General features: G+C 73.8%; 24 protein-coding genes and 1 pseudogene. 17 read left to right on the top strand and 8 right to left on the bottom strand.

From position 1 onward, the window contains the following. From ACF09K_RS16865 to narI, 6 genes and pseudogenes are all read left to right on the top strand, one after another. Window positions 1–228: pseudogene (locus ACF09K_RS16865) on the top strand (hypothetical protein); the annotation flags it as partial. Next, on the top strand, window positions 180–656 hold the full coding sequence (locus ACF09K_RS16860) for a hemerythrin domain-containing protein (protein ID WP_392244241.1): 477 nt from the start codon (window positions 180–182) through the stop codon (window positions 654–656). The pseudogene ACF09K_RS16865 and the gene ACF09K_RS16860, both read left to right, overlap by 49 nt. 319 nt (window positions 657–975) lie before the next feature. Continuing rightward, window positions 976–4,659: a nitrate reductase subunit alpha gene (locus ACF09K_RS16855; RefSeq protein ID WP_392244540.1), complete on the top strand. Its 3,684-nt coding sequence runs from the start codon at window positions 976–978 to the stop codon at window positions 4,657–4,659. After that, window positions 4,659–6,368, top strand: coding sequence for a nitrate reductase subunit beta (narH, locus tag ACF09K_RS16850; RefSeq protein ID WP_392244239.1), 1,710 nt, complete (start codon window positions 4,659–4,661; stop codon window positions 6,366–6,368). Before ACF09K_RS16855 ends, narH begins: the two co-directional genes overlap by 1 nt. Beyond that, a complete protein-coding gene (gene narJ / locus ACF09K_RS16845) occupies window positions 6,365–7,027 on the top strand; it encodes a nitrate reductase molybdenum cofactor assembly chaperone (RefSeq protein WP_392244237.1) in 663 nt (220 codons plus the stop codon). Before narH ends, narJ begins: the two co-directional genes overlap by 4 nt. Next, on the top strand, window positions 7,024–7,797 hold the full coding sequence (narI, locus tag ACF09K_RS16840) for a respiratory nitrate reductase subunit gamma (RefSeq protein ID WP_392244235.1): 774 nt from the start codon (window positions 7,024–7,026) through the stop codon (window positions 7,795–7,797). The genes narJ and narI overlap by 4 nt, the downstream gene beginning before the upstream one ends. A gap of 62 nt (window positions 7,798–7,859) precedes the next feature. Here narI and ACF09K_RS16835 read toward each other — a convergent pair whose 3' ends face one another. The 5 genes from ACF09K_RS16835 to ACF09K_RS16815 all read right to left on the bottom strand — a co-directional run bounded on the left by ACF09K_RS16835 (window position 7,860) and on the right by ACF09K_RS16815 (window position 12,717). Beyond that, complete coding sequence (locus ACF09K_RS16835; RefSeq protein WP_392244234.1) at window positions 7,860–9,593, bottom strand: GAF domain-containing protein; 1,734 nt, start codon at window positions 9,591–9,593, stop codon at window positions 7,860–7,862. Window positions 9,594–9,938: 345 nt separating this feature from the next. Beyond that, window positions 9,939–10,166 carry a hypothetical protein gene (locus ACF09K_RS16830; protein ID WP_392244233.1) on the bottom strand — a complete coding sequence of 76 codons (228 nt, stop codon included), beginning with the start codon at window positions 10,164–10,166 and terminating at the stop codon, window positions 9,939–9,941. A 60-nt stretch (window positions 10,167–10,226) separates the two neighbouring features. Further along, complete coding sequence (locus ACF09K_RS16825; protein WP_392244231.1) at window positions 10,227–11,399, bottom strand: PP2C family protein-serine/threonine phosphatase; 1,173 nt, start codon at window positions 11,397–11,399, stop codon at window positions 10,227–10,229. 268 nt (window positions 11,400–11,667) lie between these two features. Next, window positions 11,668–12,069 carry a gas vesicle structural protein GvpA gene (locus ACF09K_RS16820; protein WP_392244229.1) on the bottom strand — a complete coding sequence of 134 codons (402 nt, stop codon included), beginning with the start codon at window positions 12,067–12,069 and terminating at the stop codon, window positions 11,668–11,670. 234 nt (window positions 12,070–12,303) lie between these two features. Next, window positions 12,304–12,717 (bottom strand): DUF302 domain-containing protein, encoded by a 414-nt coding sequence (locus tag ACF09K_RS16815; protein WP_392244227.1) that lies wholly within the window; start codon window positions 12,715–12,717, stop codon window positions 12,304–12,306. 174 nt (window positions 12,718–12,891) lie between these two features. Here ACF09K_RS16815 and ACF09K_RS16810 point away from each other — a divergent pair, with 174 nt between their 5' ends. The 3 genes from ACF09K_RS16810 to ACF09K_RS16800 all read left to right on the top strand — a co-directional run bounded on the left by ACF09K_RS16810 (window position 12,892) and on the right by ACF09K_RS16800 (window position 14,295). After that, complete coding sequence (locus tag ACF09K_RS16810) at window positions 12,892–13,092, top strand: hypothetical protein (protein WP_392244225.1); 201 nt, start codon at window positions 12,892–12,894, stop codon at window positions 13,090–13,092. 70 nt (window positions 13,093–13,162) lie between these two features. Beyond that, window positions 13,163–13,552: a rhodanese-like domain-containing protein gene (locus ACF09K_RS16805; protein WP_392244223.1), complete on the top strand. Its 390-nt coding sequence runs from the start codon at window positions 13,163–13,165 to the stop codon at window positions 13,550–13,552. After that, a complete protein-coding gene (locus ACF09K_RS16800) occupies window positions 13,549–14,295 on the top strand; it encodes a sulfite exporter TauE/SafE family protein (RefSeq protein ID WP_392244221.1) in 747 nt (248 codons plus the stop codon). The genes ACF09K_RS16805 and ACF09K_RS16800 overlap by 4 nt, the downstream gene beginning before the upstream one ends. A gap of 17 nt (window positions 14,296–14,312) precedes the next feature. On the opposite strand, the gene ACF09K_RS16795 is transcribed toward ACF09K_RS16800, so the two are convergent. Beyond that, entirely contained in the window at window positions 14,313–14,600 is a 288-nt protein-coding gene (locus ACF09K_RS16795) for a metal-sensitive transcriptional regulator (protein ID WP_392244219.1), read from the bottom strand. Between the two features lie 144 nt (window positions 14,601–14,744). Here ACF09K_RS16795 and ACF09K_RS16790 point away from each other — a divergent pair, with 144 nt between their 5' ends. From ACF09K_RS16790 to ACF09K_RS16780, 3 genes are all read left to right on the top strand, one after another. Beyond that, on the top strand, window positions 14,745–15,332 hold the full coding sequence (locus tag ACF09K_RS16790) for a rhodanese-like domain-containing protein (protein WP_392244217.1): 588 nt from the start codon (window positions 14,745–14,747) through the stop codon (window positions 15,330–15,332). A 121-nt stretch (window positions 15,333–15,453) separates the two neighbouring features. Further along, window positions 15,454–16,371, top strand: a complete 918-nt coding sequence (locus ACF09K_RS16785; protein ID WP_392244216.1) for a DUF1918 domain-containing protein — start codon at window positions 15,454–15,456, stop codon at window positions 16,369–16,371. A 238-nt stretch (window positions 16,372–16,609) separates the two neighbouring features. Further along, entirely contained in the window at window positions 16,610–17,284 is a 675-nt protein-coding gene (locus ACF09K_RS16780; protein ID WP_392244214.1) for an OsmC family protein, read from the top strand. Between the two features lie 182 nt (window positions 17,285–17,466). On the opposite strand, the gene ACF09K_RS16775 is transcribed toward ACF09K_RS16780, so the two are convergent. Continuing rightward, window positions 17,467–17,916, bottom strand: a complete 450-nt coding sequence (locus tag ACF09K_RS16775) for a universal stress protein (RefSeq protein WP_392244212.1) — start codon at window positions 17,914–17,916, stop codon at window positions 17,467–17,469. 253 nt (window positions 17,917–18,169) lie between these two features. On the opposite strand from ACF09K_RS16775, the gene ACF09K_RS16770 reads away from it, so the two are divergent. From ACF09K_RS16770 to ACF09K_RS16755, 4 genes are all read left to right on the top strand, one after another. After that, a complete protein-coding gene (locus ACF09K_RS16770; RefSeq protein ID WP_392244210.1) occupies window positions 18,170–18,847 on the top strand; it encodes a CBS domain-containing protein in 678 nt (225 codons plus the stop codon). Between the two features lie 101 nt (window positions 18,848–18,948). Next, entirely contained in the window at window positions 18,949–19,362 is a 414-nt protein-coding gene (locus ACF09K_RS16765; RefSeq protein ID WP_392244208.1) for an Hsp20/alpha crystallin family protein, read from the top strand. A 305-nt stretch (window positions 19,363–19,667) separates the two neighbouring features. Continuing rightward, on the top strand, window positions 19,668–20,084 hold the full coding sequence (locus ACF09K_RS16760; protein ID WP_392244206.1) for a hypothetical protein: 417 nt from the start codon (window positions 19,668–19,670) through the stop codon (window positions 20,082–20,084). A 585-nt stretch (window positions 20,085–20,669) separates the two neighbouring features. After that, a complete protein-coding gene (locus ACF09K_RS16755; RefSeq protein WP_392244205.1) occupies window positions 20,670–21,593 on the top strand; it encodes a carbamate kinase in 924 nt (307 codons plus the stop codon). A gap of 160 nt (window positions 21,594–21,753) precedes the next feature. On the opposite strand, the gene ACF09K_RS16750 is transcribed toward ACF09K_RS16755, so the two are convergent. After that, window positions 21,754–22,419, bottom strand: a complete 666-nt coding sequence (locus tag ACF09K_RS16750) for a GAF and ANTAR domain-containing protein (protein WP_392244538.1) — start codon at window positions 22,417–22,419, stop codon at window positions 21,754–21,756. A gap of 214 nt (window positions 22,420–22,633) precedes the next feature. Between ACF09K_RS16750 and ACF09K_RS16745 the strand changes: the two genes are divergently transcribed. Next, window positions 22,634–23,647, top strand: coding sequence for a 2-hydroxyacid dehydrogenase (locus tag ACF09K_RS16745; RefSeq protein WP_392244203.1), 1,014 nt, complete (start codon window positions 22,634–22,636; stop codon window positions 23,645–23,647). The last annotated feature ends 79 nt before the right edge of the window (window positions 23,648–23,726 follow it).

Here is a 23,726-nt window from a genome sequence, read left to right as displayed (position 1 = left end):
CACGGACCGAAGAACCACGGACCGAAGAACCACGGACCGAAGAACCACGGACCGAAGAACCACGGACCGAAGAACCACGGACCGAAGAACCACGGACCGAAGAACCACGGACTGAACGATCACGGACTGCACGACCACGGGCCGAGGAACCACGGGCCGAGCGACTACGGAGAAGACCGATGTGCGAGTACTGCGGCTGCCAGGCCCTGGAGACCATCGACGAACTGACCCAGGAGCACGACGAGGTCCTGCGGCTGATCAGTCACCTCCGCCCGGCCCACCGGAGCGGCGAGACCACCCGGATGGCGCAGACCGCGCGGGAGATCGCGCGGGTGCTCGGTCCGCACACCCTGGTCGAGGAGGAGGGCCTGTTCCCGGCGCTGGCCGGGGACTTCCCCGACCAGATCGCCGCCCTGGAGGCCGAGCACCGCCGCATCGAGTCGGTCCTGGACGAGGCCGCCGACGGTGCGACCCCTGCGGACCCGGACTGGCCGGACCGGCTGATGGACGCGATGGCCGTGCTGCGCGACCACATCCTCAAGGAGCAGGACGGCGTCTTCCCGGCCGCGCTCGCCAACCTCGGCACCGAGGAGTGGGAGGCGGTCGAGGCCGCCCGGACCAGGGCGGGCAGCACGCTGTCCCGGCCTGCCGCCTGACGGGTTCCGCCCCGTCGGCACCGGCGCGGCGACACCTCCCCGCACACCTCCCCGCGGCCCTGTGCCCGCTCGTCCCGAGCGGGCGCAGGGCCGCGTCCGTCCGGCCACGACCGCACGGAGCCGGCCGGGAAAGTCCCGTCCGCACACGATCTTCACCGTGACACGTGATGTTCGTGGCGTGGTGTTGACCTCCTGGGGGATCACCCTCGTAGAGTCGGCAACGGCCGGAACCGATCACGATTCGAACGGACGCTCACGGCGTCCGGGGCGGAGTGGCGCGGTGAGCAAGGAGATCAGCCGGGAACCGCAGCGGGCGGGCATGGACGGCGAGCTGGCGGAGGCGCTGGTGCGCAGCCGCCGGTTCTTCACCAGGGCGGAGGTCTCCGAAGACCTGCGCACCCTGCACAGAAAGGGCGGCCGGCAGGCCGACGAGTTCTACCGGGACCGCTGGTCGCACGACAAGGTGGTGCGTTCCACCCACGGCGTGAACTGCACCGGCTCGTGCTCGTGGAAGGTGTACGTCAAGGACGGCATCATCACCTGGGAGGCCCAGCAGACCGACTACCCGTCGGTGGGCCCCGACCGCCCCGAGTACGAGCCGCGCGGCTGCCCGCGCGGGGCCGCCTTCTCCTGGTACACCTACTCGCCCACCCGGGTGCGCTACCCGTACGTGCGCGGCGTGCTGCTGCAGATGTACCGCGAGGCCAAGGCCCGCCTCGGCGACCCGGTGGCGGCCTGGGCGGACATCGTCACCGACCCGGAGCGCGCCCGCCGCTACAAGGCGGCCCGCGGCAAGGGCGGCCTGGTGCGGGCGAGCTGGGACGAGGCGGTGGAGATGGTCGCGGCCGCGCACGTGCACACGATCAAGGCCCACGGCCCCGACCGGCTGGCCGGCTTCTCGCCGATCCCGGCGATGTCGATGGTCTCGCACGCCGCCGGGGCCCGCTTCTACTCGCTGCTCGGCGGCGCCATGCTGTCGTTCTACGACTGGTACGCGGACCTGCCGGTGGCCTCGCCGCAGGTGTTCGGCGACCAGACCGACGTCCCGGAGTCGGGGGACTGGTGGGACGCCGGCTACCTGATCATGTGGGGGTCCAACCTGCCGGTGACCCGGACCCCGGACGCCCACTGGATGGCCGAGGCCCGCTACCGCGGCCAGAAGGTCGTCGCGGTGTCCCCGGACTACGCGGACAACGTGAAGTTCGCCGACGAGTGGCTGCCCGCCCAGCCGGGCACCGACGGCGCGCTGGCGATGGCCATGGGACACGTCGTCCTCAAGGAGTTCTTCGTCGACCGGGAGACGGAGTACTTCACCTCCTACGTGAAGCGCTACACCGACCTGCCGTTCCTGGTCACCCTCGACGAGGCGGCCGGTGAGCCGGGCACCTACACCCCCGGCAAGTTCCTCACCGCCGCCGACCTCGGCGGAGCGGCGGCCGCGGCCGAGCACGCCGAGTTCCGCACGGTGCTGCTGGACGCCGCCACCGGGCGGCCGGTGGTCCCCAACGGCACGCTCGGCGACCGCTACGGCGAGGCCGGCGCGGGCAAGTGGAACCTCGACCTCGGGGACACCGACCCGCTGCTGTCCGCCGACGGCGGCGGCGAGGCCCCGGTCGCGGTCGGCCTGCCGCGCTTCGACGCCCCCGACGGCAGCGCGGGACGGCTGCTGCGCGGCGTGCCGGTGCGCCGGGTGGCCGGACGCCTGGTGACCACGGTCTACGACCTGATGCTGGCGCAGTACGGCGTCGCACGGGAGGGACTGCCCGGCCGCTGGCCCTCCTCGTACGAGGACGCGGAGGAGCCGTACACCCCGGCCTGGCAGGCGGCCATCACCGGGGTGGACGCGGACCGGGCGGCGCGGATCGCGCGCGAGTTCGCCGCCAACGCCGAGGAGTCCCGCGGCCGTTCGATGATCATCATGGGGGCGGGCACCAACCACTGGTTCCACTCCGACACCATCTACCGCGCCTTCCTGACCCTGACGACGCTGACCGGCTGCCAGGGCGTCAACGGCGGCGGCTGGGCCCACTACGTCGGCCAGGAGAAGGTCCGCCCGCTCACCGGCTACTCGGCGATCGCGACCGCCGCCGACTGGAACCGGCCGGCCCGGCTGATGATCCAGACCGCCTACTGGTACCTGCACAGCGACCAGTTCCGCTACGACCCCTTCTCCGCCGACACCCTCGCGGCGGCCGGCGCGGGAGGTCCGTTCGCCGGGAAGACCACGGCCGACGTCATCGCCCAGTCCGCGCGGATGGGCTGGATGCCGTCGTACCCCACCTTCGACCGCAACCCGCTGGACCTCGCCGACGAGGCGGCCGCCGCAAACCGCCCGGTCGCCGAGCACGTCGTGGACGAACTCACCGCGGGACGCCTGAAGTTCGCGGGCGAGGACCCGGACGCGCCCGAGAACTTCCCGCGGGTGCTGACCGTGTGGCGGGCCAACCTGCTGGGGTCCTCGGCGAAGGGCAACGAGTACTTCCTCAAGCACCTCCTCGGCACCGACGCGTCGGTGCGGGCCACCGAGGCCCCGCCCGGGGCCCGCCCGCGGGACGTGGTGTGGCGGGAGGAGGCCCCGACCGGCAAGCTCGACCTGCTGCTCACCCTGGACTTCCGCATGACCAGCACGACCGTCTTCTCCGACGTCGTCCTGCCCGCCGCCACCTGGTACGAGAAGCACGACCTGTCCAGCACGGACATGCACCCCTTCGTCCACGCCTTCAACCCGGCCATCTCCCCGCCCTGGCAGACCCGCACCGACTGGGACGCCTTCCACACCCTGGCCAAGGAGTTCAGCCGGCAGGCCGCCGGTCACCTCGGCGTCCGCACGGACGTCGTCGCCGCGCCCCTGCTGCACGACACCCCGGACGAGATGGCCAACCCGCGCGGCAAGGTGCTCGACTGGAAGGCGGGCGAGTGCGCACCGGTCCCCGGCCGCACCATGCCCAAGCTGGTGACCGTGGAGCGCGACTACGCCGCCGTCGCCGACAAGATGGCCGCCCTCGGCCCCCTCCTGGACACCCTGGGCGCCACCACCAAGGGCATCACCTTCAAGGTCGACCGCGAACTGGAGTACCTGCGCCACAAGAACGGCACCGTGCGCGGCGGAGCGGCCGACGGGCGGCCCTCGATCACCCGCGACACGCACGCCTGCGAGGCGATCCTCGCCCTGTCCGGCACCACCAACGGCCACCTGGCCACCCAGGGCTTCCACACCCTGGAGGCCCGCACCGGCACCCGGCTCGCCGACCTGGCGGCCGAGCACGAGGGCAAGCAGATCACCTTCGCCGACACCCAGGCCGCGCCGGTCCCCGTCATCACCTCACCCGAGTGGTCCGGCTCGGAGACCGGCGGGCGCCGCTACTCCCCGTTCACCGTCAACGTCGAGCGCCTCAAGCCCTGGCACACCCTCACCGGCCGCCAGCACTTCTTCCTCGACCACGACTGGATGACCGCGCTCGGCGAACAACTCCCGGTCTACCGGCCGCCGTTGAACATGGACGCGCTGTTCGGCGAGCCGAGTCTCGGGAGCGTCGGGGAACTGGGCGTGACGGTGCGCTACCTGACGCCGCACAACAAGTGGTCCATCCACTCCGAGTACCAGGACAACCTGTTCATGCTCTCCCTCTCCCGGGGCGGCCCGACGATCTGGATGAGCAAGGAGGACGCGGTGAAGATCGGCGTGCACGACAACGACTGGGTCGAGGCCGTCAACCGCAACGGCGTGGTCGCCGCCCGCGCCGTCGTCTCGCACCGCATGCCCGAGGGCACCGTCTACATGCACCACGCCCAGGACCGCCTCATCGACGTGCCCCGCACCGAGACCACCGGCCGGCGCGGCGGGATCCACAACTCCCTCACCCGCCTGCTGATCAAGCCGACCCACCTCATCGGCGGCTACGCCCAGCTCTCCTACGCCTTCAACTACCTCGGCCCCACGGGCAACCAGCGCGACGAGGTCACCGTCGTCCGCCGCCGCACGAACCAGGAGGTGACGTACTGATGCGCGTGATGGCACAGATGGCGATGGTGATGAACCTCGACAAGTGCATCGGCTGCCACACCTGCTCGGTCACCTGCAAGCAGGCGTGGACCAACCGCACCGGCGTCGAGTACGTGTGGTTCAACAACGTCGAGACCCGCCCCGGCCAGGGCTACCCCCGCCGGTACGAGGACCAGGAGACCTGGCGGGGCGGCTGGGAGGTCAACCGCCGCGGCCGCCTCGAACTCAAGGCCGGCGGCCGGTTCAAGAAGCTGATCCAGATCTTCTCCAACCCCAAGCTGCCGTCCCTCGACGACTACTACGAACCCTGGACCTACGACTACGAGACCCTCACCAACGCCCCGCTCCAGGAGCACACCCCCGTCGCCCGCCCCAAGTCCCTGATCACCGGCAAGGACATGAAGATCTCCTGGTCCGCGAACTGGGACGACAACCTGGGCGGTTCACCCGACCACGGCGACAAGGACGTCCTGCTCAACCAGGTCTCCGAGAAGATCAAGTTCGAGTTCGAGCAGACGTTCATGTTCTACCTGCCCAGGATCTGCGAGCACTGCCTCAACCCCTCCTGCGCCGCCTCCTGCCCCTCCGGCGCCATCTACAAGCGGGAGGAGGACGGCATCGTCCTGGTCGACCAGGACAAGTGCCGCGGCTGGCGGATGTGCGTCACGGGCTGCCCGTACAAGAAGGTCTACTTCAACCACCGCACCGGCAAGGCCGAGAAGTGCACCTTCTGCTTCCCGCGCGTCGAGGTCGGCCTGCCCACCGTCTGCTCCGAGACCTGCGTCGGCCGGCTGCGCTACATCGGCCTCGTCCTCTACGACGCGGACCGGGTCCTGGAAGCCGCCTCCACCCCCGACGACACCGGACTGTACGAGGCCCAGCGCGGCGTCTTCCTCGACCCGCACGACCCGCGGGTCGTCGCCGAGGCGGAGCGGTCCGGCATCCCCCGGGACTGGATCGAGGCCGCGCAGCGCTCCCCGATCCACGCCCTGATCAACACCTACAAGGTGGCCCTGCCCCTGCACCCGGAGTACCGGACGATGCCGATGGTCTGGTACATCCCCCCGCTCTCCCCGGTGGTCGACGCCGTCCGCGACACCGGCCGCGACGCCGAGGACCACCGCAACCTCTTCGCCGCCGTCGACACCCTGCGCATCCCCGTGGACTACCTCGCGCAGCTCTTCACCGCCGGCGACCCGGCGCCCGTCGACGCGGTGCTGCGCAGGCTGGCCGCGATGCGTTCGTACATGCGCGACATCAACCTCGGCCGCGAGCCGGACGACACCATCCCGGAGTCGGTCGGCATGAGCGGCGAACAGGTCTACGACATGTACCGGCTGCTGGCCCTGGCGAAGTACGACGAGCGCTACGTCATCCCGCCCGCCCACGCCGAACAGGCGCACAAGCTCGAGGAACTGGCCACCGAGTGCAGCCTGGACTACGAGGGCGGCCCCGGCATGGGAGGCTCCGGCCCCTTCGGTGAGACCTCCGGCGGCGCCGCCCCGATCGCGGTGGAGAACTTCCACGCCCTGCGCGACCGGCAGACCGCCGACACCCCCGCGGCGCCCACCGACAAGGCGACCCGGGTCAACCTCCTCAACTGGGACGGCAAGAGCTCCCCGCCCGGCCTGTTCCCGGACAGGCGAACCGGAGGCACCGGCGCCGCCGACGGAGACGACCACGGCGGCGAGGTGGAGCCGAAGCCATGAAGAGGAAGACCGCACGCGCACCCCGCACGCAGCCCTGGCACCCCCTCGCCTGGCAGACCCAGTCCCTGCTGCTCGCCTACCCCGACGACCAGCTCCGCCCCCGCCTCGACCTGGCGCACCGGGCCGCCGCCGCACTGCCCCCCGAGGTCCGCGACCCCCTGGCCCGCTTCGCCCGGCACGCCGGGCGCACCCCCGCCGACGAGCTGGCGGCGGCCTACGTGGAGACCTTCGACCACCGCAAACGCTGCTGCCCGTACCTGACGTACTACGCCCACGGCGACACCCGCAAGCGCGGCCTCGCGCTGCTGCGGCTGAAGCAGACCTACGCCGCGGCCGGATGGCGCCTCGCCGACGACGAACTGCCCGACCACCTCGCCGTCGTCCTCGAGTTCGCCGCCGGCACCCCGGACGCCGGCGCCACGCTGCTCACCGAACACCGCGCCGGTCTGGAACTGCTGCGGCTGGCCCTGGCCGACGAGGGCTCACCCTGGGCGGACGTCCTGGCCTCCGTGTCGGCCACCCTGCCCCCGCTGGCCGGCGACGACCGCGAGGCCGTCCTGCGCCTCGCCGCCCAGGGCCCGCCCGAGGAGCAGGTGGGCCTCGACCCGTACGCCTCCCCGGTATTCCTGCCGGACCCCGTCGTAGGAGGACCCCGATGACCGCCCCGGCACAGTACGCCACCCTCGCGGCCGAGACCGGCACCGGCGACATCCTGCTGTGGGTCGCCCTGCCGTACGTCGTGCTGGCGGTGTTCGTCCTCGGCCACGTCTGGCGCTACCGCTACGACAAGTTCGGCTGGACGACCCGCTCCTCCCAGCTGTACGAACGGCGCCTGCTGCGCATCGGCAGCCCGCTGTTCCACTTCGGCATCCTCGTCGTCCTGATCGGCCACATCGGCGGCCTGGTCGTCCCCGAGAGCTGGACCGACGCCGCGGGCATCAGCGAGCACACCTACCACGTGTCCGCCGTCGTGCTCGGCACCCTCGCGGGCGTCGCCACCGTGGGCGGACTCGCCATCCTGGTCTACCGGCGTCGTACCGTCGGGCCGGTGTTCTCGGCCACCACCCGCAACGACAAGGCCATGTACCTCTCCCTGACCCTGACCATCGGCCTGGGACTCGCCGCCACCGTGGCCGCCAACCTCGTCGGCGACGGCTACAACTACCGCGAGACCATCTCCCCCTGGTTCCGGTCGGTCTTCTACTTCCAGCCCGACCCGGACCTGATGGCCGGCACCCCGATCCTGTTCCGGCTGCACGCCCTCAGCGCGCTCCTGCTGTTCGCGTTCTGGCCCTTCACCCGGCTCGTCCACATGCTCACCGCGCCGCTGGGCTATCTGACCCGGCCCTACATCGTCTACCGCAGCCGCGACGAGGGCCGCCTCGGCGCCCGCGTCCCGCGCCGCGGCTGGGAACGCACGGGTTCCTGAGCGACGGGCAGGCCCACCGCACCGGCACCGGCACCGGCACCGGCACCCGCACCCGCACCGGCTCACGACGATGCCGGTGCGGGGAGGGGCACCGTCCACTCCGCGACGGTGCCGGTGGGCTCGTTCGGCGTGAGCGTGAAGGTCCCCCCGAGGTCGGCGGCACGCCGGCGCAGGTTGTCCAGGCCGCTGCGGCGGGTGACCGCCGGGTCGATGCCGCGCCCGTTGTCGGCGACGCGCAGCCGCAGCCGGGCGCCGTCGGTCTCGGCGACGACCTCGACCGCGGTGGCCCGCGCGTGGCGGGCGGTGTTCGACAGCGTCTCGCGCAGGACCGCGAGCAGGTGCTCGGCATGACCGGCGGGCACGTCGGTGTCCAGCAGGCCGGTCATGCGCAGCGCGGGGCTGAAACCGAGGACGCCGGCCGCCCGGTCGGTCTCGGTGAGCAGCTTGAGGCGCAGCCCGCCGCGGGATCCCGGTCGGTCCCGCTCGCCCAGGGCGTAGATGGTGGCGCGCACGGTCTTGATCGTGTCGTCGAGGTCCTCGACGACCCGCTGGATCCGCTCGGCGACCTGGGGCCGGTCGGAGACGCGGCCGAGGACCGAGTTCAGGGTCAGCCCGGAGGCGAACAGCCGCTGGATGGCCAGGTCGTGCAGGTCGCGGGCGATGCGGTCGCGGTCGGTCAGGACCAGGAGGTGCTCGGCCTCGCGCCGGTGCTCGGCGATCTCCAGGGCCAGCGCGGCCTGGTCGGCGAAACCGCTGATCATGGCCATGGTGGCGTCGGAGAACTCCGGGCCGCCGGGACGGTTGGCGACCTCCAGCACGCCGCGCACGTGCTCGCCGCCCCCCAGCGGAAGCAGGAAGCCGGGCCCCAGGTCGACCTCGGCCGCGCAGCCGCCGTCCGCCCGCTGCTCGTCGGACAGCGCGCCGCTGGTGACGCGCTCGTTGGTGCGGTACACCTCCGCGGCCCGCGTGGCGGGGGGCAGCACCAGCCCGCGCACGCGCTCGGCGCCCTCCCCCACGGCGGCCTCGACCATCAGCCCGTCACCGCCCTCGAACGGCACCGCCACGGTCACCAGGTCCGCCCCGGACAGCGCCCTGACGGTGGCGGCGACCTGGTGCAGGACGTGGTCGGGGTCGGCGCCCGACAGCAGGCTGCGGGTCAGTTCGCTGCTCGCCTCCAGCCACTGCTCCCTGCGGCGCGTGTCCTCGTACAGGCGGGCGTTGTCGATCGCCACGCCGGCCGCGGCCGCGAGCGTGCGCAGCACGGCCTCGTCCTCCTCGTCGAATTCCGCGCCGCCCCGCTTGTCGGTGAGGTACAGGTTCCCGAAGACCTTCTCGCGCACCCGGACCGGCGCCCCCAGGAACGTGGTCATCGCCGGATGACCCGCGGGGAAGCCCACCGCTTCGGGATGGCTGCCCAGGTCGGCCAGGCGCAGCGGCTCCGGCTTCCTGATCAGCAGCCCCAGGATGCCCAGGCCCTCGGGGTAGTGGCCGATCGCGCCGACGGTGTCCTCGTCCATGCCGACCGTGATGAACTGCCTGATCCGGCCCTCGTCACCCAGCACCCCCAGCGCTCCGTACCGGGCGTCCACCAGCCGCACGGCCGATTCGGCGATCCGCCGCAGCACCACGTCGAGATCCAGGTCGGAGCCGATGGCGAGGACCGCGTCCAGCAGCGTGGACACCCGGTCCCGGGTGGCACGCACCTGCGCGACCTGCGCCTGGAGCCCTTCCAGCAGCTCGTCCAGTCTCAGGTGGGGCGCCGTCGGCCCGTGCTCCCGCGCCGGAGTCTCCGCCATTCCCCGCTCCCTCCCGGAAGGCGCCGGCGGCACCTTCCGCACGCATGCCGGAGCGGCCCTTTCCGCACGCGAACGCACGTGCTGCGCACGGTCGTCCCGGCACTCAGGATCCTACGACCCGCCGCTCCCGGCAGCCGAGGCGCTCCCCTCGGCACCCGGACCGCCGAAGGCGGGGACCGGTGGCGGTCCCGCCCGGCGACCGGAGCCCTCCACCGCCGGACGGCCCCGGCGGGGCGACGGCCTCCCGGCATCCGCCGTCTTCCGGCATCCGCCGTCTCCCGGCATCCGCCGTCTTCCGGCATCCGCCGTCTCCCGGCATCCGCCGTCTCCCGACGGGCGGGTCCGTCAGTGCGTCCACGCCTCCGGGCCGCCACCGCGCCACTCGACCGTCTCCGACTGCCGCACCCACGCGTCGTCGACGTCGTCCAGGCCGACGAGGCGCAGGAAGTCGACGACGTCCAGCAGCCCGTACGCCAGCCCGACGAAACGTTCATTGACGCGGACACGTCGGCCGCCGTCCTCGGCGGGCGGGTAGATCACGATGGGCTGTGTGCCGTTCACAGGGCCGGTCATAGGGCCAGCCTGCCGCCGGAACGGGAGGGGCGCGCGGTGGGATGCGCCGGTCGCGCGGTCTCAGCCGGTGCCGGCCCTGCCGTGCCAGTCCAGGCACATGACGGTGGCGTCGTCCCGGGGGCGGCCGTGGCAGGCGTCCTTCACCGCCTCCGTCAGTGCCTGCACCGTCTGTCTGGGATGCAGATCGCGCGTACCGCGAAGGAGCGCGGGCAGGTCGACCGCCGCCGCTTCCCGGTCCTGCATGCCGTCGGTGAGCAGGACGATCCGGTCACCGGGGCGCAGGTCGAACTTCTGGACGCGGTAGGGGACGGGCGAGGGGACGCCGAAGGGCAGGTTGATGGCCAGGGGGATCTCCTCCACGACACCGTCCCGCAACCGCAGGGGCCAGGGATGGCCGGCGTTGACCAGCTCCACGCGCTCCTGCACGAGGTCGACGCAGAGCAGCTGCCCGGTCGCCAGGGTGCCGCGTCCGTGGGACAGCATCGCCTGGTGGGCCTGACGTGCCTGGTCGCCGACGTTGCACCCCGCCCGCCGGGCGCCGCGCAGGGCGCCGAGCAGGAGGGTGGCCAGCAGGGCGGAGTTCACGTCGTGGCCCATGGCGTCGGTCAGCGACAGGTGCAGGGTGTCGCGGTCCAGGCTGTAGTCGTAGGTGTCCCCGCCGATGTCGTCCGCGGGGACGAGCGCACAGGCGACGGTGAACTGCGGTGCCTCGCAGCAGGAGGCTGAGGGCAGCAGCTGGTGCTGGATCTCCGCGGCGAGCGTCAGGGGCTGGGTGCGCTGCCCCCACTGGTAGGCGTCCGTGAAGCGGCGGTCGGTGACGATGATGTACGCCAGGGCGTGGGCCGCCTCCGTGACGTGCCGCAGCACCTCCCCGTCGGTGTGGGGGAGCGTCATCTCGAGGACACCGATGCAGTCGCCCCGGTTGGTGACCGGCGCGATGACGCGCTGCCGGCCCTCGTCGTCCCGCTGCCGGTGCAACCGCTGCTCGTGGAGGACCAGTTGGTAGACGCTGCCTCGCACGGGGATGCGCACGGGGTGGGTGCCGCCGGTTTCGGCGTCGTCGGCAGCGGTGAGCCGCACCAGCTCCTGGCCGACGAAGTCCAGGAACAGGAAGGAGACGGAGACGGCCCCGAAGCGCTTCTGCAGGTTGCGCGCGACGACGTCGACGGAATCCATCGGCGCCGCGTCCTCGGCAGCCGCCAGGACTTCTCCCAACGCGAACTCATCGGCCATGACAACCTCCTGATCGGTCGCCCCTACGTCTTGCCGCAACAGGCCGAGACATCCCTGGCCGTTCCGTGGCGTCGTCCGCACGGGTGATCCGCCGGCGGTGGGCGCGGCCTCCCGGGCCCGGTGTGCGGACATGACCGTGCCCCCGGACCGGGGGCACGGCAAAGGACCCGGGGGCGGGGGCGGGGCGGCCCGCGGCGAACCGGTCACCGCGCCGGAGCGGCACGCGGCACGCGGTGGCGAGGGCCGGGGGAGGTCACACGGTCGTCGCTCAGTCCGCCCTCCTGCGCGTGGCGGACCGTCCTTCCCGGCTCCGTCCCTGGTCACGGGCCTGCTGGAAGGCTTCGGCGACCGTCTCCGCGGCGCCGGACAGGGCGCCCTTCGTCTTGCCCCGGGCACCGGACTCCATCATCTTCCCGGGCAGTTCCGTCAGACCCGCCGGCTTGCGCGGTCCGGCCTCGAGGTCGAGACGGTTGCACGCCTCGGCGAAACGCAGGTACGTGTCGACGCTGGCGACCACGATCCGGATGTCGATCTTGAGTATCTCGATGCCCACGAGGGAGACCCGTATGAAGGCGTCGATCACCAGCCCGCGGTCGAGGATGAGCTCCAGCACGTCGTAGAGCCCGCTGGAACCACCGCCGCCGCCACCTTGCCGCGCCGCTACCGTCATCACCCAACCCCCTGTCGTACCCGTGTGTACCGCCCCGGCACCGCCGCCGGCCGTCGGAAGTGACGTGTGCGCGGGCGGCGGCGGAGAGGCGGAATCGTGGGGTACGGGTTGCCGCTGCCGACGGTGGGCAAACGCGCGCGACGACGTGCCGCCGCCCCGGGTACGGCCTCGCCGCCCGCACACCGGGCACGGGACCCCGGCCGGTCGTCCCCGGTGACGGGCCGGTGTCCGCCGTCAGCTCTCGGGGTCCGCCGAGGTGAGCTCGGCGAGGGCGGCGTCGAGGCGCCGGCCGGCTTCCTCGGCGACCGGGCGGAGGGCGTCGCTGCCGGTCAGGGTCACCATGGTGTCCGGGTCGAGCGCCTGCACGGCGGTGCGGTCGCCGTCGCGGCGGACGACGACGTTGCAGGGCAGGAGCAGGCCGATGCTGCGGTCGGTGTCCAGGGCCCGGTGGGCGAGGGAGGGGTTGCAGGCGCCGAGGATGACGTAGTCCTCCACGTCCTCCGCGGCGCGGCCGAGCTTGGTCTTGAGGGTGGTGGTGACGTCGATCTCGGTGAGGATGCCGAAGCCCTGGGCGGCGAGGGCGTCGCGGGTGCGGGCGACGGCGGTGGCGAAGTCGGTGTCGAGGCGGACGGTGCGGTCGTAGCGCATGACGGTGGCCCTTCTCGTGGCTCGCGCGGCAGCGGGCGGGTGTCCGGTGCGGGCGAGCGGTCCGTGGGGTGTTTCCCGGGGTTCCCCCTGCCCTCCAAAATACCCCCCGGGGTACTCGTGCTACCTTCGTATGTATACCCCCTGGGGTAATTTTCCACTGGAAGGGAGTACCTCGTGTTCTTCGTCGACACGATCGAGGTGCAGGGGCTCGGGAACCGGAGCCGTCCCGCCGGAGAGGTGCGGGTGCACTGCGCGGGCGGCGCGCGGGCCGCCGTCGCCGCCTCCCTGCCGGGCGCCGCCGGCCGGGACGTCGCCGCCGTGGACGACTCCTTCGACGCCGCCGCGGCGGCGGGACCCGCCGTCCGCGACCCCTGACCGCGCCGGGCGCCGCACCGGCGCCCGCCGGCCGTCCGTACCGACACGGGAAACAGGAGCGAGAAACCACATGAGCATCTTCCGACGGGACCAGGGGGGTCCGGGCCGGGTGACCGCGCGGGAGGCGGCCGTGCGCACCGGCCACGACACCGCCGCCGACGGCGCGGGCGACGCCGTGCTGCTGGACGTGCGCGAGCCGTACGAATGGCAGTCGGGGCACGCGCCCCGCGCCCTGCACCTGCCGCTGTCCGCGCTGGCCATCGGGGCGGCGCTGCCCGCCCACGCGCAGGCGCGGCCCCTGGTCGTGATCTGCCGCTCCGGCAACCGCTCCCGGCAGGCCGCCGAACTGCTCGCGGCCCGCGGCGCGGTGGCCGTGGACGTGATCGGCGGGATGCGTTCCTGGGCGGAGGAGGGGCTCCCGGTGGTGGACGCGAGCGGCAAAAACGGCACCGTCGCGTGAGCGCGGTCGTCCTCGCCCTCGTCGCCGGCGCCGTGATCGGTCTGGCGCTGGGCGCGCTCGGGGGCGGCGGGAGCGTGCTCGCCGTCCCCGCCCTGATCTACCTGCTCGGCTTCAGCCCCGTCGGGGCCACGACCGCCAGCCTGGTCATCGTCACCCTGACCTCGGCCACCGCGCTGCTCGCGCACGCCCGCGACGGCCAGGTGCGCTGGCGGACGGGGCTGCTGTTCGCGGCGGCCGGGATCGGCCCGGCGATGCTGGGCGGCGCGCTCGCCGCCCGGGTGCCGGCCGCCGTCCTGACGGGGGTCTTCGCCCTCGTCGCGGGAGTGGCCGCCCTGCGCATGATGCGGCCCGCGCCGGCGGCGGCGGGCGCCGTGCCGGTCCGGCCGGCGCGCGCCGCGGGGGCCGGCGCCGGGCTCGGCGCGGTCACCGGCGTCCTCGGCGTCGGCGGCGGCTTCCTCGCCGTACCGGCGCTGGTGGGTGTGGTCGGGATGCGGATGCGCAACGCGGTGGGCACCAGCCTGCTGGTCATCACCGTCAACTCCGTGGCGGCGCTGGCGACGCGTGCGGGCACCGTCCAGGAGCTGGACTGGGCGATCGTCGGCCCGTTCGTCGGGGCCGCGATCCTCGGCGCGTGGGACGCGAAACGGCTGGCCGCGAAGGTCACCGGCGACACGCTCCAGCGGATCTTCGCCTGGGTGCTGCTGGCCGTGGCGGCCTTCATGCTGGCCGACGCGCTGCTGTGACGGCCGCCGCGGCCGGCTCACGCCAGCGACAGGAACAGCTTCTTCAGCCGCGCGCGCATCGCGTGCGGGTCCTCCCCGCCCCCGCGCCCCGAATCGATGTCCGCCACGCACTGCTGCAGGCCGGCCGCGATGATCGCGAACCCGGCCCGGTCGAGGGCGCGGGAGGCCGCGGAGAGCTGCGTGACGACGTCCTCGCAGTCGCGTCCCTCCTTGATCATCCGGATCACTCCGGATATCTGCCCCTGGGCACGGCGCAGCCGGTTCAGCACGGCCACCAGGTCCGCGCCCGCACGTTCCCGTTCCACGGCCACTCCTCGGTCCACGCCCCCTCGATCGATACCCCTAGGGGTATCATACGTCCGGTTCGCTCCCATGTTGGCCAGAATCGACCAATGTCGATCAACAATGATCGACACCGTTCGGCACCGACCCCAAGGACCTCCTCTGCCATGACCAGCTCCTCCGCCCCCTCCGCCCTCCGCACCGACGAGGCCCGCAGCCGGCTGCACGAGTTCACCGTCATCGACGTGCGCACGCCCGCCGAGTACGCCTCCGGCCACCTGCCCGGCGCGGTGAACATCCCCCTCGACCACATCCGGCGCGCGCTGCCGGAGATCCGGCACGCCGCCGGGCGCGGCGAGGTCCTCGTGGTGTGCGCCTCCGGCGCCCGCTCCGAGAACGCCTGCAAGCTGCTGGCCGAGCAGGGCATCGGCACCGCCACCCTGGTCGGCGGCACCGGCGCCTGGGCAGCCGAGGGGCACGACCTGCAGACACCGGCCGCATGCGACACGCGGGCGGGCTGGAGCATGGAACGCCAGGTCCGTCTCACCGCCGGCGGCCTGGTCCTGCTCGGCCTCCTCCTCGGCGTGCTCGTGCACCCGGCCCTCCAGCTCGTTTCCGCCGGCATCGCGGGCGGCCTGGTCTTCTCCGCCCTGACGAACACCTGCGGCATGGCGGCCGTGCTCGGCAAGCTGCCCCACAACCGTCCGCGCGCGGCCGACCTGGACGCGGCGCTCGCCGCTCTGCGCAGCCGCTGAGTCCCACGCCGCCCGCCGCACGGCCCGACCGGCGGCGGCCCACCCCCGTACGACGGCCCTGTGGTGCGGGGGGCGCCGCGGAGCGATGCTGGAAGGGGATCCGCAGGGAGAGGGCACGGTCATGCACGCACACGTTGGGGACCGTCTGATCGTCGAGAGCCCGGCCACGGGCGTCGTCCGGCGCGACGGGGAGATCGTCGCCCTCCACCACCAGGACGGGTCCCCGCCGTACGACGTGCGGTGGTCGGACACGGGCGACATCACGCTGGTCTTCCCCGGGCCGGACGCCCACATCCATCACGCCGGCCACGAGGAGGCGGCGCCGGCCGCACCGGCGTCCGCGCCCGCCCGGGCCGGGGGCCACGGGACCGGGAGCGGCGGGGCGGCGACCGGCGGCCCCGGCGACGTGGGCCGCCGGGTGGCGGAGGCGCGCCGGCGGCAGGGCCTCGGCCTGACGGAGACCGCCGACCGCGCCCGCATCTCACCGGCCTACCTCGACTACCTGGAGACGCACCCGGCCGATCCCAGCGTCGGGACCCTTCTGCGGCTGGCCGACGCGCTCGGAACCACGCTCCTCGAACTCCAGGGCGGCGGCCAGGAGCGGCCGCCCGGACAGGGGCAGGCGCTCTACCACCCCCGTCTGCGGGACCTCGGCGAAGAGGAGTGCCGGGCCCTGCTGTCGACGCACGGCGTGGGGCGCATCTCGCTGACCACGGAGCACGGCCCCGCCGTGCTCCCCGTCAACTACGAGGTGGTCGACGGGACGATCGCCTTCCGCACGGCGCCCGACGCCGTCCCCGCCACCGCCGTCGGCCACGAGGTGGCCTTCGAGGCCGACCACATCGACGAGGCCATGAGCCAGGGCTGGAGCGTCCTGGCGGTCGGACCCGCGCGGGCCGTCACCGACCCCGCCGCGGTGCGCCGGCTCGACGAGCGGGCACATACCGACCCCTGGGGCGGAGGACCGCGCACGCTCTGGGTGGTCATCACCGTCGAACGGCTGACCGGCCGCCGCATCACCCCCGCCGACGACGCCTGAACGCCCGCGGCGGCAGACGGCCCGGAGCCCGCCCGGAGCCGCTTGCGAGCCGCGCCGGAGCCGCCCGGAGTCGTCCTGAAGCCGCTCGGGCGGACCGGAGACCTCGGACCGACCGGAGACCTCGGGACCTCCGGGCCCCCGCGGGGACCGTTCGACCCCGGACAGCTCCGCGCCCGGGCGGTCCACTGGAGAGCACGGTGCCCGGCCGCCACGCCGGCACCAGCCGACAGGAGCCGAGATGAAGATGCAGACGCGCTGTGGCCGCACCCTCAACGTCACCCGCTTCGCGCCCCGGGGGCTGCCGGCCCCGATGGGCCGCGTCGTCCTGGACACCTCCTTCGAGTCCCACGACGAAGGCGGTGAACTGTGGGCGTCGCTCACCGCGGAGGAGGCCCGGCGGCTCGCCGGGCTGCTGTTGTTCCAGGCCGCCGCGGTGGACCCCGAGACCGGTGGCCGGCCCGGAGCGGCCGAAGTCGTGCCGATCGCCGGCGACGCCTACGAGGTCCGGGTGCGCGGACACGTCCTGACGGTCGACCAGCCGCTGTCCGACGGCGGCAAGGACACCGCCCCCACCCCGGTGGAACTCCTCGTCGCCGCCGTGGCCTCCTGCGCGGCGCACTACGCGGGCCGCTTCCTCGACCGCCACGGTGCCGACCGGGACGGCCTGTCCGTCCGCGCGGAGTTCCGCATGGCCGACGACCGGCCGCCCCGGGTGGCCGGGATCTCCCTGACCGTCCTGGCCCCGGACCTGCCCCCGCACCGGCTGGCCGCGCTGCGTGCGGTGGTCTCGCACTGCACGGTGACGAACACGCTGGCCCAGGCCCCCGAGGTGGAACTGGACGTCCGCTGCGCCACCGGCCCCGAGGCGGTAGGGGACCCCGGGACGGGCCCCCGCACGGGTACCCGCCGGTGAACCGCCCGCAGGGAGCCCGCCGCGAAGGCGCGCCGCGGCTCCCGGCGGGCGGTGCCGGCCCGCGGGTCGGCGTCCTCCCGGCCCTCCCGCGCGGGGCGGGAGGACGGAGAACGGGAAGACGGAGGACGGGAGGACCGAAGAGGAGACGGGGGACCGGTCCGCGACGCCCTCCCGCCCGGCGTTCAGTGAGCCGCGTCCGCCTCCCGGGGGACGACGACGACCGGGCAGGCCGCGTGCTGGGCGCAGCGCTGCCCCACCGATCCCAGCATCGCCCGCGCGAAGCCGCCCCGGCCCCGGCGGCCCACGACGAGGAGCTCGGCCCCCTCCGAGGCCTGGATCAGGGCCTCGGACGGGTCGCCCTCGACGAGACGCTCCCTCAGCCGGGCCGGCCGCTCCCCGGGGAAGACGGAACGCAACTCCGCCGCGAAGCGCTCCCGTGCCTGTTGCAGGTCGAAGTCGGGGTCGATCGCCGGCCCGCTCCACCCCGTGGAGGACGGCGTGTCCCAGACGTGGACCGCCTCCACGACACCGCCGACGGCCCCTGCGTACCGGTCCGCCCATCGCAGCGCCGCATACGACGTCGGAGATCCGTCCACACCCACGACCACCCGTGGTACCGGCTCGGACTGCATGGTCACCTCGCTCAGCCGTCGTTCTTCTCGCGGATACGCGGATACGCGGATACGCCGATGCGCGTCTGCGCGTATCCACGCTGCCGGGCCGCGCGCCACCGCGCCAGCCGGGGAGCCGTTCGGCGGACCGGCGGCGCGGGCGGGCAGGGGCGGGCGACCCCTTGAACCGGGCCGTTCGGCCCATGCCCGCGCGCGCCGGAGGGCACAGGCTTGAAGTGGCGCGACGCACCGCCCGTACAGGTGGGAGGACACCATGATCGGCTCCGAGTACCGCGTGAGCGACGTCATGACCCGAACGGTCGTCGCACTGGCCGCCGGGGCGACGTTCAAGGAGATCGTGAGAACCGTCGAGGTGCGGCGGATCAGCGCCCTGCCCGTCCTCGACGGCGGGAACCGGGTGATCGGCGTCGTGTCCGAGGCCGACCTGCTGCGCAAGGAGGAGTTCCGCGACAGCGTCCCCGACCGGGGCCCGCGGGCCCGGCCCCCGGCCGGCCTCGAGAAGGCCCGGGCCGTGACCGCGGCGGACCTGATGACCTCTCCGGCCGTCACCGTCCGCCCCGACGCCACTCTCGCGCAGGCCGCCCGGACCATGGCCCGGCACGGGGTGAAACGCCTGCCCGTGGTCGACGGCGACGGCGTGCTGAAGGGCGTCGTCAGCCGCTCGGACCTGCTCAGGGTGTTCCTGCGCTCCGACCGGGACATCGCCGAGGAGGTACGGCGCGAGGTGGTCCTCGGCCGGTTCCCGGACCCGGTCGAGTCGGTCGGCGTGGAGGTGCACGAGGGCGTCGTCACGCTCACCGGCCGCGTCCGGGACCTGTCCCTCGTACCGCTGGCGGTGCGGCTGGTGCGGTCCGTGGAGGGCGTGGTCGACGTGCGGTGCGCGCTCACCGGGCCCCCGCACCGCCCGGCCCTCGAACCGGACCTCCCGTAGGACGGGGACGGGGGCCGGCCGGCCCCCGGACCGGGCCGGTCGGCCCCTGCGCGTGCGGGGCCGCCGGAGGGACACTGGTGGAGAGAGGGAAGGAGGGTGACATGACCAGCATGCTGGAGCGGCTGCCGGGGTGGCCGGACGTGTTCGGCTGGATGGAGACCGGGCTTCCCGGGGCGCACGTCGCCCCCGGGCTGCACGGCATCCGTGTCGAGGAGCACTTCGGGGACGGCACGTACGTCCTGAAGGCCGAACTCCCCGGCGTGGACCCCGACAAGGACGTCGAGATCACCGTCGACGCCGATCTGCTGACGCTGCGCGCCGAGCGCACGGAGCGGACCACGGAGAAGCACCGCACCGAGTTCCGCTACGGCACCTTCGCCCGTTCCGTCCGGCTTCCCGCCGGAGCGCAGGGCGACGAGGCGACCGCCGACTACGCGGACGGTGTCCTGACCATCACGGTCCCGGTACCGGAGGAGAAGCCGGGCGCCAGGACCATTCCGGTGCGGCACGCCTGAGCGGCTCGGGAGCCCGCACCGCGTCCCGTGCGCGGCCGGTGGTGTGTCACCGGCCGCGCACACCCCTGCCCCCCGGCGGACCAGGGCCCGCGAGGAGGGGCGGAGCGAGGCCGGCCGGTGTCCCGCGGGACCTGTTCGGCCCCTGTAGCGGGCGCGGCGGCCCGTACACGCCGGTTCGCGGACGAGCGGGACGAGGACCGCTCACCGGGCGCGCCGCCCGGCCGCCGTCCCCCGCGGCGCCGACGGCTCGCGCGGCCTCCCGCGCACCGTCGCCCCGTCGTCATCCCCATGGGAACGGAGGCGTCGTGGACGCCCGGTCGAGCGCCGACGTCGCCCCCGCGGTTCCCTCGGAGACGACGCCCGCGGTGCCGGACGCCCACCGGCTGGACCCCGCGCGGGTCGCCGCCGGTCTCGGCGTCGGCCCGGCGACCGGACCGGGCACGGCGGAGGCGACGGACCGCGCCGGGACCCGCGGACCGAACCGGATCGCCGAACGCGTCGACACCGTCGGGGTGTTCGCCCGGGCCGCCCCGGAGCACGAGGTGCCGGCGCGTGCGGACGAGGGCCCGCTGCCGGGCCGTCACCGGTTCCGCGACCGCGCCCTGTGGCCGTGTCCGGGGGCGGTCCCCGCCGTGCGGGTGCTCGCCGTGCGGGTGCTCGCCGTCCACCCGCCCTGGGCGCGCGCCGTCTTCGGCACCGTGCCGCTGACCGCTGACCGCTGACCGCTGACCGCTGACCGCTGACCGCTGGCCGCGGCCCAGTGGGCCCTGTGCCTGGGCGCGGCCTCCACCGCGCTCCTCACGGAACCGGCCCTGCGCGGCGTACGGTCGCTGCTCCTCGACCCCGCGGCGCCATGAGGACGCCGGGTGTCCCGCTCACCGCACCGGCCGGGCCACCCGGGCCGGGTGGGCCGGGCGGCAGGGACCATCGGCACCGCCGCGGGCCCGTGCGGCCGCTGCCCCGACGGGCCACGGCCGACGAACATCGATCACGGAACACCTCATCCGCGGCCAGTTCCCGAGGAGCACGGCGATGCGCAGGACCACGGTGATGCCCAGGACCACGGCGAGGGGAGGGGCCGGGCCGCCGGCGCCCGGACCGGGGAGCCCGGGCCCACGGCGCCCCGCGCGAGGAGCGGGCCCCGGACCGACCGCGCACCGCCCAGGACCCGCCCGCCGCCAGGGCCTTGCCCGTCACCGAGGCCTTGCCCGTCACCGAGGCCTTGCCCGTCACCGAGGCCTTGCCCGTCACCGAGGCGCTGCTCGTCATCACGGCCGTACCCGTCGCCACTCCGGAGGACCGAAGCCATGCGCATAGTCGTCGCCCTCGGCGGCAACGCCCTGCCGCGCCGCGGCGAACGCCCCGACGCCGCCGTCCAGCAGCCGAACATCGACCGGGTCGCCACCGCCCTGGCCCCGCTCGCCCGCGAACACGAACTCGTCCTCACCCCCGGCGAGGGCACCCGGACCGGCCTGCCCGCCGTGGAGGGCGCCGCCGACCCCGCCCTCGGCGACCCCTGCCCCCTGCACCTGCTCGGCGCCCGGACCCAGGGCATGATCGGCTCCCTGCTGGCCACCGGCCTGCACGACGCCCTGCCGGGCCGCCGCGTCGCCGCCCTGGTCACCCACACCCTCGTCAGGGCCGACGATCCGGCCTTCAGCCGGCCCACCACGTTCGTGGGCCGGTCCTACTCCCGCGACGTGGCCCACGCCCTGGCCCGTGAGCGCGGCTGGGACATCGCCCGGGACACCGCCGGCTGGCGCCGCGTCGTGCCCTCCCCGTCACCGGAACGGGTCCTGGAGACCGGCACCGTCCACGAGTTGCTCAACGGCGGCACCCTGGTGGTCTGCGCCGGCGGCGGGGGCGTTCCGGTCGTCGAGGACCGGGACACCGGCGCGCTGACCGGTGTGGAGGCGGTCGTCGACAAGGACCTCACGGCCGCCTCGCTCGCCGAGGACCTGAAGGCCGACTTCCTGCTCATCCTCACCGACGTCCCCTGCGTCTACGACGACTTCGGCACCCCCGCACAGCAGCCCGTCCTCGACGCCACCCCCGCGGAGCTGCGCCGCAAGGGGTTCCCGGACGGCTCCATGGGACCGAAGACGGAGGCCGCCGCCCGGTTCGTCGAACGCACCGCGGGACTGGCCGCCATCGGGGCCCTGGACGCGGCGTACGAGATCGTGCACGGCCGCTCGGGCACCCTCGTCCGCCCGGAACTCGTGACCGGCTGAGGAACGGGAGTGACGGGAGCGCGGAGCGGCACCGCCGTCCGGTCCGGGCCCCGAGGCCGGGCCGACGCCGAACTCCCCTGCCGTTCCGTCCGCTTCGGGCCGGATCCCCCCCGCCTCCGCGGACGGCCGCCACCGGTGACCAGGCGTCGGGCGCCAGGCGTCAGGCGTCTTCGGGGCCCTCGGCCCGGATGTGCTCGGCGACGTCACGCAGCTTGATGTTGTGGTGCTGGGAGAACCGGCGCAGCACGCTGAAGGCGTCGGCCTCGCTCAGTTTGTGACGCTCCCTGAGCATGCCCATGGCCTCACCGATGGCGTGCCGGGCCTCCATGGCGTGCTCCAGCTGGTCGACGGTGCGGGCGCCGGCCAGGGCGACGGCGGCGTGCGAGGCGAGCAGCCAGCCGGCGGTCTCGACGTCCTCGCGGAAGGCCCCGGGACGGCGGGCGTACAGGTTCAGCGCGCCGAAGTCCTCGTCGTCGGTGTAGAGGAGGAAACCGGTCATGCTGCCCATGCCCAGTCCGTGGGCCTGCGCGGCGAACCGCTGCCAGGTCGGCTGGGGCCGGGTCAGGTCGGAGATCCGGTACACGCGCTCGCCGTCCGTGCGGCGGGCGAGATCGTAACAGGGTCCCTCGCCCAGCCGGCCCTGCAGGCGGTCGCACTCCTCGACCATGTCACCGCAGGCCGCCAGGGTCACGGCCCGTCCCTTGCGGACCGCGAGGATCCCCGCCGCGTCGCAGCCGTCCACCAGCTTCACGGCCGCCGCGGCGATCTCGTCCAGCGTCGACTGGACGGAGTCCTGGGCCAGCAGTTCCCGTGCGAGCACGGCCATCTGCTCGGCGTACTCACGCCACTCCACCGTCACCACCCGCCTCCGTCACCTGTTCGACCACACTAACGGCAAGCCGGTGGATCAGTGCCACGCGCGGACGGTGCTCACGCGAGGGGCTCACCGGCGACCCGCCCCGGTGTGACGTGCGCCGGTCACCGGCCGGCGGACGCCTTGCCTAAGGTGGGAGGCCGACAGCCGTTACCGAGGAGTGCATGTGGAGATCGTTGCGTACGGAGTCCTGGCGGACGAGCAGCCGCTGCTGCAGACGGAGTTCGAGCGGGTGCTCGCCGGCCGGCACGACCTGCGCTGTCTGGGCATCTTCCTGAACCGGGACACCGTCCCGACCGCGGCCGGCCACGAGATCGTCCTCAGCAGTGTCAACGACACGCTGGACGCCGAGGTGCTGCGCGCGCTGGCCGCCGGCGGCACGCGGATGATCGCCCAACGGGCCACCGGCTACAACAACATCGACCTGGCCGTGGCGCGCGAGCTGGGGCTCACCGTGGCACGGGTGTCGTACTACTCGCCGTACTCCGTCGCCGAGTTCGCCTGGACGCTGGCCCTGGCGGTCAACCGCCGGATCGTGCGCGCGGCGCACCGCACCCGCGAGTTCGACTTCCGCCTCGACGGCCTGATGGGACGCGATCTGCGCGGCCGGACGGCCGGGGTGGTGGGCACCGGGAAGATCGGCACCGCGTTCGCGCGGATCGCCCACGGATTCGGCATGCGCCTGCTGGGCTGGGACGTCGCCGAGAACCCCGAGTGCCTGGCCCTCGGCATGGAGTACGTGGAACGGGAGCGGCTGTTCACCGAGGCGGACCTGGTGAGCCTGCACGTGCCGCTGCTGCCCGACACGCACCACCTTCTCGACGCGAAGGCCCTGAGCCTGATGAAGAGCGACGCCATCCTGGTCAACTCCAGCCGCGGCGGTCTCGTCGACACGGACGCCCTGCTGGAGACGCTGCGCGCCGGCCGGCTGAGCGGGGTCGGGCTCGACGTGTACGAGGAGGAGGCCGGGGTGTTCTTCCTGGACAAGTCGTTGGAGGTGATGACGGACGAACGCCTCGCCAGGCTGATGACGTTCAGCAACGTCCTGGTCACCTCGCACCAGGCGTACTTCACCGAGGACGCCGTCGGCCAGATCGCCAGGACCACGCTCGCCAACGTCGCCGACCACCTGGCCGGCCGCACCAGTGACAACGTCCTCGTCCCACCGCCCGCCGACTGACATCCGCCGACCGGCATCCGCCGGCGTCGCGCCGACGACGCGGGCCCCGCCGGGGGGACGGGCGGCCGGGAGCATCGCG

The organism is Streptomyces sp. NPDC014882 (genome assembly GCF_043081325.1).
Taxonomy (GTDB): Bacteria; Actinomycetota; Actinomycetes; order Streptomycetales; family Streptomycetaceae; genus Streptomyces.
Note: the sequence above shows the minus strand (reverse complement) of the source record. Positions and strands in the feature narration are given on the sequence as shown.

Bases quoted from the DNA above. Each gene is read 5' to 3' on its own strand.
- ACF09K_RS16860 (WP_392244241.1), top strand. From the start codon at position 180: ATGTGCGAGTACTGCGGCTGCCAGGCCCTGGAGACCATCGACGAACTG.
- ACF09K_RS16855 (WP_392244540.1), top strand. From the start codon at position 976: ATGGACGGCGAGCTGGCGGAGGCGCTGGTGCGCAGCCGCCGGTTCTTC.
- narH (WP_392244239.1), top strand. From the start codon at position 4,659: ATGCGCGTGATGGCACAGATGGCGATGGTGATGAACCTCGACAAGTGC.
- narJ (WP_392244237.1), top strand. From the start codon at position 6,365: ATGAAGAGGAAGACCGCACGCGCACCCCGCACGCAGCCCTGGCACCCC.
- narI (WP_392244235.1), top strand. From the start codon at position 7,024: ATGACCGCCCCGGCACAGTACGCCACCCTCGCGGCCGAGACCGGCACC.
- ACF09K_RS16835 (WP_392244234.1), bottom strand. From the start codon at position 9,593: ATGGCGGAGACTCCGGCGCGGGAGCACGGGCCGACGGCGCCCCACCTG.
- ACF09K_RS16830 (WP_392244233.1), bottom strand. From the start codon at position 10,166: ATGACCGGCCCTGTGAACGGCACACAGCCCATCGTGATCTACCCGCCC.
- ACF09K_RS16825 (WP_392244231.1), bottom strand. From the start codon at position 11,399: ATGGCCGATGAGTTCGCGTTGGGAGAAGTCCTGGCGGCTGCCGAGGAC.
- ACF09K_RS16820 (WP_392244229.1), bottom strand. From the start codon at position 12,069: ATGACGGTAGCGGCGCGGCAAGGTGGCGGCGGCGGTGGTTCCAGCGGG.
- ACF09K_RS16815 (WP_392244227.1), bottom strand. From the start codon at position 12,717: ATGCGCTACGACCGCACCGTCCGCCTCGACACCGACTTCGCCACCGCC.
- ACF09K_RS16805 (WP_392244223.1), top strand. From the start codon at position 13,163: ATGAGCATCTTCCGACGGGACCAGGGGGGTCCGGGCCGGGTGACCGCG.
- ACF09K_RS16790 (WP_392244217.1), top strand. From the start codon at position 14,745: ATGACCAGCTCCTCCGCCCCCTCCGCCCTCCGCACCGACGAGGCCCGC.
- ACF09K_RS16785 (WP_392244216.1), top strand. From the start codon at position 15,454: ATGCACGCACACGTTGGGGACCGTCTGATCGTCGAGAGCCCGGCCACG.
- ACF09K_RS16780 (WP_392244214.1), top strand. From the start codon at position 16,610: ATGAAGATGCAGACGCGCTGTGGCCGCACCCTCAACGTCACCCGCTTC.
- ACF09K_RS16775 (WP_392244212.1), bottom strand. From the start codon at position 17,916: ATGCAGTCCGAGCCGGTACCACGGGTGGTCGTGGGTGTGGACGGATCT.
- ACF09K_RS16770 (WP_392244210.1), top strand. From the start codon at position 18,170: ATGATCGGCTCCGAGTACCGCGTGAGCGACGTCATGACCCGAACGGTC.
- ACF09K_RS16765 (WP_392244208.1), top strand. From the start codon at position 18,949: ATGACCAGCATGCTGGAGCGGCTGCCGGGGTGGCCGGACGTGTTCGGC.
- ACF09K_RS16755 (WP_392244205.1), top strand. From the start codon at position 20,670: ATGCGCATAGTCGTCGCCCTCGGCGGCAACGCCCTGCCGCGCCGCGGC.
- ACF09K_RS16750 (WP_392244538.1), bottom strand. From the start codon at position 22,419: ATGGCCGTGCTCGCACGGGAACTGCTGGCCCAGGACTCCGTCCAGTCG.